At 70.7% G+C, this 10,423-nt stretch carries 7 protein-coding genes and 3 pseudogenes; 4 read left to right on the top strand and 6 right to left on the bottom strand.

Features of this window, described 5'->3' with window-relative positions; all coding sequences use genetic code 11:
- Positions 1 to 263: 263 nt before the first annotated feature.
- Positions 264 to 374 (top strand): annotated as a pseudogene (locus tag ABZ449_RS40765) (IS5/IS1182 family transposase); the annotation flags it as partial.
- 69 nt (positions 375 to 443) lie between these two features.
- Here the strand turns inward: ABZ449_RS40765 and ABZ449_RS40760 are convergent.
- From ABZ449_RS40760 to ABZ449_RS40750, 3 genes are all read right to left on the bottom strand, one after another.
- Positions 444 to 3,491, bottom strand: a complete 3,048-nt coding sequence (locus tag ABZ449_RS40760) for a hypothetical protein (protein WP_360356858.1) — start codon at positions 3,489 to 3,491, stop codon at positions 444 to 446.
- A 786-nt stretch (positions 3,492 to 4,277) separates the two neighbouring features.
- On the bottom strand, positions 4,278 to 5,051 hold the full coding sequence (locus ABZ449_RS40755) for a hypothetical protein (RefSeq protein ID WP_360356855.1): 774 nt from the start codon (positions 5,049 to 5,051) through the stop codon (positions 4,278 to 4,280).
- Positions 5,052 to 5,110: 59 nt separating this feature from the next.
- Positions 5,111 to 6,127: a DUF4232 domain-containing protein gene (locus ABZ449_RS40750; protein ID WP_360356852.1), complete on the bottom strand. Its 1,017-nt coding sequence runs from the start codon at positions 6,125 to 6,127 to the stop codon at positions 5,111 to 5,113.
- A 161-nt stretch (positions 6,128 to 6,288) separates the two neighbouring features.
- Between ABZ449_RS40750 and ABZ449_RS40745 the strand changes: the two genes are divergently transcribed.
- Both ABZ449_RS40745 and ABZ449_RS40740 read left to right on the top strand, forming a co-directional pair.
- Positions 6,289 to 6,582: a DUF6087 family protein gene (locus ABZ449_RS40745; RefSeq protein ID WP_360356849.1), complete on the top strand. Its 294-nt coding sequence runs from the start codon at positions 6,289 to 6,291 to the stop codon at positions 6,580 to 6,582.
- 155 nt (positions 6,583 to 6,737) lie between these two features.
- The gene (locus ABZ449_RS40740; RefSeq protein WP_360356846.1) at positions 6,738 to 7,304 is read left to right on the top strand and encodes a DUF6245 family protein; all 567 of its coding nucleotides are present in this window, start codon (positions 6,738 to 6,740) and stop codon (positions 7,302 to 7,304) included.
- A 198-nt stretch (positions 7,305 to 7,502) separates the two neighbouring features.
- Here ABZ449_RS40740 and ABZ449_RS40735 read toward each other — a convergent pair whose 3' ends face one another.
- The 3 genes and pseudogenes from ABZ449_RS40735 to ABZ449_RS40725 form a co-directional block, all read right to left on the bottom strand.
- On the bottom strand, positions 7,503 to 7,925 hold the full coding sequence (locus ABZ449_RS40735; RefSeq protein WP_360356844.1) for a LysE family translocator: 423 nt from the start codon (positions 7,923 to 7,925) through the stop codon (positions 7,503 to 7,505).
- 74 nt (positions 7,926 to 7,999) lie between these two features.
- A pseudogene (locus ABZ449_RS40730) lies at positions 8,000 to 8,098 on the bottom strand (LysE family translocator); the annotation flags it as partial.
- A gap of 243 nt (positions 8,099 to 8,341) precedes the next feature.
- Positions 8,342 to 8,512: pseudogene (locus ABZ449_RS40725) on the bottom strand (transposase); the annotation flags it as partial.
- 368 nt (positions 8,513 to 8,880) lie between these two features.
- Between ABZ449_RS40725 and ABZ449_RS40720 the strand changes: the two are divergent.
- Complete coding sequence (locus tag ABZ449_RS40720) at positions 8,881 to 10,332, top strand: hypothetical protein (protein WP_360356842.1); 1,452 nt, start codon at positions 8,881 to 8,883, stop codon at positions 10,330 to 10,332.
- Positions 10,333 to 10,423: the final 91 nt, after the last annotated feature.

The raw sequence follows: 10,423 nt of genomic DNA, 5'->3' as shown, positions 1-10,423 counted from the left end.
CGCCGCCATCTGGCACAACTGGACCATCGACGCCCCGATCAAGCGATCACTCATCGCCTATGACCACTGAAGACATCGGACTCATTCATCTAGCCCGATTCTGCCGACGGATCTCCGGCGCAGGACACTAGGAGCTGGCCGGGCGATCATGCGTGGAGCCGGATGACGAGGGTCTCGGCGGACCGCTCGGGAAGATCACGCCGCTGAACGCCCGTCCGCACCCGGCGAAGAATCCCGTCGATCACCTGCCGGTGATCCCGCCGGCTGCCATGAAGAACGACGAGATCCTCCGCGACCGCCGACAGGAACGCGACGGCCTGCACCACGCGGTGCAGGCCGTCGCCCGGATGCACAACCTCGCACGAGCCGGGTGAACCAGCAGGTCACGCCACACATCCACCTGCCGGCACACGAACTTCAGCAACAAGCTGAAGGTGTTCTGTCTACAGGCGGAACGGGTTGCCGCCCTGGCCGGCGAGCAGGTACCAGGCCGTGGCGCCGGTGTGCAGGGAGGCGTAGTAGATGTCGCCCTCGCCGGTGGCGAGGCCGTCGCTGGAGGCGGCCACGATGCCCTGGCCGTCTCCGGTGGGAGCCCCGGCCTGGATCCTGGCGAGGTTGTCCTGGAGGACGGCGGCCTTCTGCGGGTCCCCTTCCGCGCCGCGGGCGTGGTAGGCGGCCAGGAGGTGGGCGGTGCCCTCCAACCAGACCTTGGAGGTGTCCGCCTTGGCGAAGCTCACCCCGCGGTACGGGCCGTCGGCGGCGGCGAGGTTGGCTGCCGCCCAGTCCACCGAGCGGGAGAAGACCGGGTCCAGGGTGGCCAGGTAGCTCCAGGTCTGGACGTCCTCGGGGACGCTGTCCCGGTTCTGGGTGACACCGTCGGTCCCGGTCCCGGTCCACAGCCGGCCGTCGTCGGCCTGCATCCCGCGGACGAACGCGAACGCGTTGTCCGAGCGGGCCTTCCAGGTCTGGTCGCCGGTGATCTGCGCGAGCATCGCGAAGAACGCGCCCACGTCGATGTTGTGCTCGGTCGCCTTCCACTCCCGACGCACCATGGCGTCCCCGGTGCCGCCGGTGTCGACCCAGCCGCCGGTGTACCCGCCGAGGCCCCGGGTGTCGGCGGCGTTGGTCTGGATCCACTCGGCGACCTTCAGCGCGCCGTCACGGAAGCGCTGCTCGCCGGTCTGCTGGTAGAGGCGGGAGAACGCCATGCCGGCCCAGGCCATGTTGCCGGTGTAGACGGAGAACCCGCCGACGTACGGGGAGCCGTTCGCGGTGACGAAGGGGTTGGGCAGGTAGGACGCGCGGATGCGGCCGTCGGGCACCTTGTCGTGCGCCTGGGCGTAGAGCAGGCTGTCGCCCAGCCGGGTCGCCCTGGCGACGTCGCGGTTCTTGCCCTGGAGCAGCGCGGCGATCATGACGGAGTTGTCGTAGGTGAAGGACGACTGGTAGCCGTCGGGCCCGAACTCCGTGCCGGGGGCGAAGTGCCCGCCGGTGTAGCTCTGCGACACGCCGAGTCCCGAGGGCGCGTACCGGTCGTGGGTCTTGGCGAGGAAGGACGCCGCCGCCGACATCGAGGTGTCCGGGGCGTCGGCCACCTCGTACGGAACCGTCAGGGTGCCGTTGTCGGTGGACGGGTCGCTGGCGGCGTCGTTGTCGCCGCCGTGGAGGGGAACGAAGGAGAACTGCTGGCTGCGGTCTCCGTTCCGGCACGGCGAGATCGTGGCCACCCCGCTGACCAGCATCTTGTGCGGGGGAACCATCCAGCGGAAGCCCTCCGTGACCTGGAGGCAGTTCTCCAGGCCCATGTGGATCATGTACAGGTGCAGGCTCGGATCGTACGACGCGACGGGAGTGATCTCGATCGGGGCCGTGACCGTCCTGCGGATACGGTAATTCGTGTCCTTGTTGTGCAGGATGTATCCGCCCCTGACGTCCGGGAGCAGCTGCCAAGCGGCGCCCAGGCGGTCGGAATCGGTTCCGATGAGTCTGAGGTCGGCCGGATTCACACCGAGTGCGGCGCCGTTCTCGGCCACGATGGCGACGCGGTCGTAGTCCTCGGGGTAGACGGGCTGCGCGACCTTGCCGTACAGGTCGCCGGGCTTCACGTCGGTCACCATGCCGGGGAATGCGGGATTGGCGACGGTGATCGTCGCGCCCATCGCGTCCAGCACCTGCCGCATGGGGACGAAGTAGATGGTCGTGAAGCAGTAGGAGGACGCCGCACAGTCCTTCTTGCTCGCCGCTTCCGCCGGGCCTGCCGAGACGATGCCCGCGGCTGTGACCGTGCTGTCGATGCTCCCGTGGTCCGCGTTCGGGAGGCCGCTGTTGGAGGCCATGACGATCGGTCCGCCGCTGTCACCGCGCCGGCCCGCGTACGGGTTCAGATCGGGGGCGCTGGAATACTGTGCGACCCTCGGGTCGTCGGTGGTCTTCTTCTTTCCCGCGAAAGCACCGCCGTATTTCACCGGTACTGTCGCGCCGTTGGCGTCGATGACCGTCGCCGTGTAGTCGGGCAGGTACTCGATGATCTTGATGTTGCAGGTCGTGCCGGATTTGGCGCCGGAGTTGCAGACCCAGTTACCGATCTGAGCCTGTGCGGCGGCGTTGACCCAGACCTTCTGCTGACCCGCCGCACCCTGGTAGACCGCAGGACCGGTCCACAGCTTCGGCTCGAACACGGTTCCCGACATCGGGCTCAAGGCATTGACGTCGTAGGGAAGCCCGTTGCTGTTGAGGAGCGGCCTTCCGGCGCGCTTCCCGAAGGAGGTGCCGTCGACTCCCTGCTCGGTCGACTTCCGCTCGTCGGTGACGCCCGCGGGGAAGCAGTGGTCGGCGGTCAGCATGACGGGCTGATTCTGGATCTTGCCCGCGAAAGCCGTGCTGCAATTGGCCGAGGCGGCCACCATCTGCGCGCCGCCCGCGGTGGGGTCGGATCCGCGTGACGGTTCGGACAGCGCCACGGCCGCCTCTCCGCCCGGGGTCACCGACACCGGTACGCCCAGGGGCTCGGTCAGCTGCCGAAGCCGCTGGGCGTCCGCTTCCGTGCCGCTGACCGAGATCGCCAGGCCGCCGTTGCCCTGGTCGAGGGCGATTCTGGTGTACGTGATGCCGGCGGACTCGGCGATGGGCCGCACCCGCGCGGACGCCTCGGACAGTTCCTGCTCCGTGTGACCGGTCGGCTTGACCTTCACCATGACCGGGCTCTCGGCGATGATCGTCCTGGCGGCGGGCGTCAGCGCGCCGCGCCAGTACACCGTCAGGTGCTTCTCCTCGGGAGCGGCGATCACACTGGCGATGCCCTGGTCCCGGGTCTGGCCCGGGGACTTCTGGAGAGCGTAGGCGGTTTCGTTCATCCGGTCCTGGAGGTTCATCAGCTGGTCCCAGGACGTCGGCGACGCGAGGACCGCCCGCTCGTGCACGAGCGGCGCCACGCCGGGCCCCATCGCCAGCGCTGCCAGAGCCGCGACGGCCACCAGCGGCACCAGTGGCACCAGTGGCCGCCGTGGACTTCGCGGTCTCCGCGGCAGGACGACACGGTGCACTCGCATGATTCTCCTCAGGATCAGGAACTCTCGACCGCCCGATACGGGACGCCCCGCGCGGGCTCGGCCGGACAGGCCGTCAGAGAGCCAGGGGTGACGAAAGGTTTCCGCCCCCACGGTCGGCAGACGGGCCGTCGCACATGAGAGAACGCCGAGAAGACGATCCGGCGTTCACCAGGGCGGGAAAGCCCGGCCGACTCGTTCCGGTCCGGCACGCGCCTCCCTGAAGCTTGTTGCTGAAGTTCGTGTGCCGGCAGGTGGATGCGTGGCGTGACCTGCTGGTTCACTCGGTTCGTGCGAGGTTGCCGTCACCGCCGCGACGCCCGCCATCTGGCTCCGCACATGATCGCCCGGACAGCTCCTGGCCGTACGGGCGCGGGCCGCACGAGCGGCCCGGACGGCGCGAACGGACGGCGCGGGCCGCACGAGCGGACGGACGCGAAAACCCCGCATCGTGAGCACCTCGCGTGCACGAGCGGGCGGGAACCGCGGATCAGTGCACGCGATGCCAAGAACTGTCCACTCGGTGCCAACACGGCGGGGGTACCGCCCTGGCATGCTCCTGATGTGGCACCGCGCAGCGGAACTCCGAGTTCCGCTTCCGTGCCGGCGGCCCGGCACGCCACGGGGGAGCGTGCCGGGCCGCCGGGTCCCGCACCCGGCGGGCCGGTGGGGCCCTCGGCTCAGCGGGTCAGTTCAACGGGTCAGTTCAACGGGTCAGTTCAACGGGTCGGCTCAGCGGGCGGACTCGTGGGCGAAGACGGCCTGGCCGACCGCCTTCTGCAGCGGGCTCAGGTGCTTGTCGACGAGGGTCTGGTAGTCGGTGGCGCGGCCGTCGGACCACTGGCCGAGGCCCGCGACCATGGCCCGGCCGGCGCCGGAGAACATCTGCACCATGCCGCTGTCCGGGGGCAGGGTGGCCAGGCCCGAGGCGGGCGGCGGGGCCTGGGCGCCGACCTGGTAGTCGTCGAAGGCCATGCTCAGCTCGGTGACCAGGTGGACGGTGTCCTTGGTGTCCGCCATCGTGAAGACGGCCAGGTTGTACTGGTTCTTGGCGCCGTCGGTGTACAGGGCGATCTGCTCCCCCAGGCAGCCCTTCGAGGCGCGGATCATCCCGATCAGCCGCGGGCCGACCGAGTCCGGCTCGACACAGGACTTCATGACGGTCGACCCGACCCGGGTGTAGACCTCGCCGCCGGCCGCCGTCACCTGGGCGGGGAACAGCTGGTCCAGCGGCAGCAGCGAGGCGTCCGGGGTGGCGGAGCCCCGGGCCGCGGCGGCGGAAGCGGAGACGGACGCGGTGGCGGTGGCAGTGGCAGTGGCAGTGGCAGTGGGGGACGCGGCAGCGGCGGCCGGGGCCCCACTCCCCTCGTCGGAGGGGCGCAGCAGCGCGAAGGCGCCGGCGGTCACCGCGGCGGCGGCGAGGGCGAGCGCGAGGTTGCGCGGCCAGACCCGCTCGGGGTCGGTCGCAGTGCTGTCGGGCCGCTGGTCAGGATCGGTGTGGTGCATGGCCCCGTACCGTAGCGATCATGATTGCGCCGACTGACGACGGTTCGGTCACGGTGCGATCACGGTCTCGGGGCCGGTGACGGCTTGTCGTTCGCGTCCTCCCGGACCCAGGCGCCGGCGCCGAGGCGGCCGGTGGTGCCGAGGTCGAGTTCCGGGGTGACCATGACGGGCGCCGCGTCCGGGGTGGCGCGCACCCGGACGTAGGGGGCGTTCTGCGGCTCGCCGGCGAGGTCGGTGGTGTTGCGCCACACCAGGGTGCTGCGGGCGCCCTCCCCCGGGCGCAGGGCGATCTTCTGGGGCGGGGCGTCGGCGCCGGTGCCGGTGGCGATCTCGGAGCCGCCGCGCAGGACGCGCAGGCCGTCGAGGGGCTTGTGGTCGAGGTCGAGCGGCTGCACGGCCGGGTAGCCGTCGAGGGTGACGGTGGCGGTGCCGCAGTTGCGCAGGTGCAGGCCGACCACGCGCAGGCCCATCGCGGCGTCCCCCTCGTCGGCGTACAGCCGCAGGCCGGTGGGCGGGCAGGGGCCGCCGGCGTTGGGCGCCTCGGCGGTGGGCACGCTGCGGACCGTGAGGATCTCCGGCTTCGACGGCCGGGTGCCGGGCCGCGCCGGGCCGGTCCGGGGCGGGAAGGAGGCGGGCTCGCCGAACTGCGTCGGGGCCGTGTTCAGGTCGACGGTCCCCTTCTCGGTGGCGCCGGGGGCGAGGGCGGTGACGGTCCGGCTGAGGTTCTCCAGCGTGGCCCCCTGCGCGGAGCGGAGGCTGAACACCACGGTGAAGTCGTGCGGTTCGCCGTTCGGGTTGGTCACCTCGTACTCGAAGCAGGTGGGTCCGACGGCGGTGATCCGTACCCCGCTCTGGGCGAGCTTGGTCGGCTGCGGCGCGGCATCGGGCGTCGCCGGAGTCGGCGTCGGCGTCGGCGTCGGGGTGCCGCAGGGCGCGGGGCTGCCGGAGGCCTCCGGGCCGCCGCCGGAGGCGGTGGTCGTCACGGTGCCGCAGCCCGCGAGCAGCAGGACGGCGGTCGCGGCGAGGGTCGCATGACGAACCGTCAGTCCGGGGCGGGGCGAGGAGGTCTGGCGCATCGGTCGAGTCGATCACAACCCCGCGCCGAACGGCTGTGAGCTGCGCCACTTCGTGAGCAACAGACCTGCCACGGTCCGCACCCGGCGGGCGGGATCGAAAGGCCCGAACGGCCGGCCGCCCGCCGGTAGGCTGGGCGGCCCCGTCACGCGAGGAGGACCAGGTGGACGAGGACGAGCCCCTGGAGCGGTGGGCGGCCCGGCGGGAAGCGCGGCGCCGGCCGGTCGGTGTGCTCAGGGCCGTGACCATCGGCCACGAGACCGCAGCGGCCCACCTGCACCAGGATGCGCCTCGGCTCGTCTCCCGCTGGGACGGCTACCAGTGGGTGCCGGAGACGGTCGCCCCGGACTACGCGGCCGCGCAGCGGTTCCTCCACGGCGTCGAGGGCGACGGGGTGATCCCGACGCACTCGGCCCAGCCCCCGAAGAAGCCGACTGGAAGGCACCGCAAGCCCTGACTGTTCGGGCGCCGGGCAAAACATCACACTACGGATCGTCACGACCCGTTCCCGGCACACTGCCCCCGGGCGAGCTTGATCGGCAGCGGCCGGACCGGGCCATTGACCGGGCAATTGGCCTCCCCATGCCCGGACAGGACCGGTAGCGTGCCGATATGACAAGCGAGCACAAGCCGGTGACGGTGGAACAGATCAGCAAGGCCCTGACGGCTTTGGGCTACTTCGACCACGACATCACACCGGCCGAACACGCAGAGTTCGCGGCACTCAACAACCACCCCGAGATCTACCGGGTGCGGTTGATCAACGCCCTGCTGGGCCTCGTGCAGAAGGAGGCGATGTTCGCCGACGGGGTCGAGCTGGACGAGGAGAACCAGTTCGCCGCGGTCGGCGAGCAGATGAAGGCCGCCGACGCCTGGGACGACATGATCTTTCAAATGTCCTTCACCGGCTGGCAGGTCGCACGGGCGATGATGCCGCTGCGGATCCACGCCCCGCTCGAGGAGAGCGGGCCGCTGCCGATGGCCGCCGTGCAGGCCGCCGAGGGGCTGCACGTCATGCTGGGCTCGCTCGGGGCGACCTACGCGGCGAGCGCGGTCGGCGACATCGAGGGCATCGCCTTCCAGCTCGAGATGCAGAAGGCGGCTCGGGGGCTGTTGCAGACCTCCATCGAGACCATCGACTACGTGCTGGACTCGGTCGAGGCGGCCGACAACCAGTAGCCGTCCCCCCGGCCACCCGGCTGCCCGCCCGGGTGGCCCGGTGGCCGGACGGCCGATGCTCCCGCCGACAGCACACGCGCGGCGGAAACGACCGCTCGACCCCGCACCCCTCGTTCCTCGTCCCGTACGCCGAACTCCCGCCCGGCAGCAGTGCGTCCGAGGCCCCGGGCCCCGGGCGGAGGCCGCCGCCCCAGCCGGTCATGCGTCCCCGAGCGCCACCTTGACGCCGAAGCCGACGAGGACCGAGCCGGTGATCGCGTCGATGACCCGCTGCACCGAGCCGCGGTCCAGCCACCGTCGCACGAGCTGGGTGCCGAGTATCAGCGCGCTGAACCAGACCAGCCCCTCCAGGTCGTGCACGGCCGCCAGGACGACCCCCATGAGCAGGTGCGAGGTGCCGCTGGGGATGAACTGGGGCAGCATCGCCATGTAGAAGACGCCGTTCTTCGGGTTCAGCAGGCTGGTGCCCAGCCCGCGCGCCCAGGAGCGTGCCCACGTCTCCTGCGCGGTCGTGGCCCCCGCCGCGTCCGCCGTGTCCCCCGACGCGGGCCGGCCGCGCTCCTTGAACGTCCGGCGGAGCATGCCGACGCCCAGCCAGGCGAGGTACCCGGCACCGGCCAAGCGCGTGCGTCGTACAGCAACTGGGAGGCCGTGAGCACCGCCGCGGCCCCGACCGCGGCGGCCACGCCCCACACGAGCACGCCGCAGAGGATCCCCAGCGCCGTCGCGAAGGCCCCGCGCCTGCCCTGGGTGATGGCGGAGCGCAGCACCAGGGCGGTGTCCAGTCCCGGCATGATGGTCAGCATGCCTGCCACGACGGCGAAGGAGGCGATGGCGGAGGAGACGGTCATGCGGCTCATCCTGGAGCCGCGGCCGCGATCACGTCCAACGCGCTCTGCTTCACCGCGCATCAGCGGGACTGATGCCGCTGCTCGCGCTCGACGCGGCGAAGTGCCGGTGAGCCTTCGGGCCTGACGGGCCTGACGGGCCTGACGGGCCTGACGGGCCTGATGGGCCTGACGGGCCGAAGCACGGTGCAGCTGGACCCGTGTGCATCCCGACGTCGCAACGAACACGATCGCCGCAGGCACCTCACGATCCCCGTGCCGTCGCCGGCCACCGCCCTGCGGACGTGTAGGCGCGGCCGGCACCACCGACTGGAACAGCTCCCACAACTCATCCGGAACGAGGCGTTCCACGGTCGTCACACCCGCGGCCCGCCCATCCGGTCGAGTGAAATGCCTTCTTGATGGCACATCAGTTCGAAGGTCGATAGTTCGTGCGAATCAGATGGGGCCAGTGAGGCCGCAGCGGCTGCTGTTGGCGTGCACTGACCAAACCCGGGGCTCAAGCGGACGACGGCCTACCGGATGCCCGACGATGTCATCGCGGTTCCCGCACGAACCCAGCACAGACCGATCACCGTGGCGGCACGAGCCTCCCGGCTTCGTCGCCGTGCCCGGGCCCACTGCTCCTCCACCACCGCCCTACCAGGGGAGAACCGCCATGAGTGGCCTCCCCCATGAGGACGCGCCTCGCGGGCGTCCTTCACCCGACAACGAGAGGGACATCGACCATGAGGACCGAGATGCGGTCAACGACCAGCACGGACCGCCGTCGACCCGGACGGCTGCGCCGCCTGGGCGTCGTTTCCGCAGTGGCGGTCAGCGCGGCGGGGTTGGCCGGTGGCGCGGTCGCAGCGCCGGCGCCGACCGGGGCGGCGACGACGATCGCGACGCCCGTCCACCACGCCTACGTGGTGAAGATGATCGACACCGGCAGCCAGGGCAACACGTACCCGGAGACGGACGCCCAGCTCCTCGCGCACGTGGACAAGGCACTGGACTTCTGGGTCGACCAGACCGACCAGGCGATATCCTCGTTCACCCGGGCGGGTAACCTGCCGACGATCACCGGGGACTGCACCAGCTCGACCGTCAAGAGCGATTCGTGGGCCGCGGGGAAGGCCCTGTTCCCGGGTGTGACCTTCGGCGGCACGACCGGGAACCACATGATCGTGCTCGCCCCGGCCGGATGCGCCTACCCCAGCGTCGCCACCACCGGCTCGCTCGCGAACGGACTCAACTCCGGCGGCAACGTGTTCGTCTACGACAACCCGCAGATCATCGACATCAGCCTGACGCACGAGCTCGGCCACAACTTCAGCTTCAACCACGCGAACGCGCTGGTCTGCTCGACGACCAACGGGACGACGACCTGCCCCGAGGCGGACTACCAGAACAGGTACTCGGTCATGTCGCTCGCCCTCTCCAGCCCCGCGGGCAGCCCCCCGTACCTGCCCCCGGCGCTGAGCTCGTACGCCCGCGACCGGGTCGGTGTCCTCAAGACCTGCGAGGTCCCCTCAGTCAGCCTCGGCACCGGCCAGCACGACGTCACGGCGACGTACGACGTCTGGGGACGTGGCTCCAAGAACGGCACCCGCGGCATCAAGGTCGTCGACCCGACGACCGGCGACACGTACTTCCTCGACTACCGCGACGGCTCCGGCCGGGACGCCGCCTCCTACTACAGGATGGCCTCGGCGACCGGATACAACTCGGGCGTCACCGTGGAGAAGGTGAAGCCGCTGTCGGGCGGCAACACCCAGCCCGTCCTGCAACCGATCACCCAGGACACCACCTGGCGCCAGTACGCGCTCTGGGATCAGGAGACCTTCACCGTGGGCGGTCTCACCGTCCGCACAGGCCCGTACGCTTACGCGGGCGACCCCTCGCAGGTCACCGTCACGCTGACCAACCCCTCCGGGACCAACACGACGCTGCCGACCCAGCAGGGCACCGCCACCGTCACCGGCACCCCCACCGCCGGGCAGACCCTCACCGCCAACCCGACCAACTGGACCGCGGGCTCCTGCCACCGCTACCAGTGGCTCGACAACGGCGTCCCGATCAAGAGGGCACGCAACGCCACCTTCACGGTGCCGGCGAACCCGGCCGGTCACGTCTACACGGTCCAGATCACCGGACAGCAGTCCGGCTACCAGCCGCTGACGGCCACCTCGCTCTGAGAAAGTGTTGGGTAATTGATCAACTGCGTGCCGTGATGGACTGGTGGTGATCTTCGCGGTGAAGAGTCCGCGAAGATCATCGCCATGTGTG

This window comes from Kitasatospora sp. NPDC005856 (assembly GCF_040629945.1).
Taxonomy (GTDB): Bacteria; Actinomycetota; Actinomycetes; order Streptomycetales; family Streptomycetaceae; genus Kitasatospora.
This window is presented reverse-complemented; position numbering and strand designations above follow the sequence as displayed.

Bases quoted from the DNA above. Each gene is read 5' to 3' on its own strand.
- ABZ449_RS40755 (WP_360356855.1), bottom strand. From the start codon at position 5,051: ATGCACCACACCGATCCTGACCAGCGGCCCGACAGCACTGCGACCGAC.
- ABZ449_RS40750 (WP_360356852.1), bottom strand. From the start codon at position 6,127: ATGCGCCAGACCTCCTCGCCCCGCCCCGGACTGACGGTTCGTCATGCG.
- ABZ449_RS40720 (WP_360356842.1), top strand. From the start codon at position 8,881: ATGAGGACCGAGATGCGGTCAACGACCAGCACGGACCGCCGTCGACCC.
- ABZ449_RS40740 (WP_360356846.1), top strand. From the start codon at position 6,738: ATGACAAGCGAGCACAAGCCGGTGACGGTGGAACAGATCAGCAAGGCC.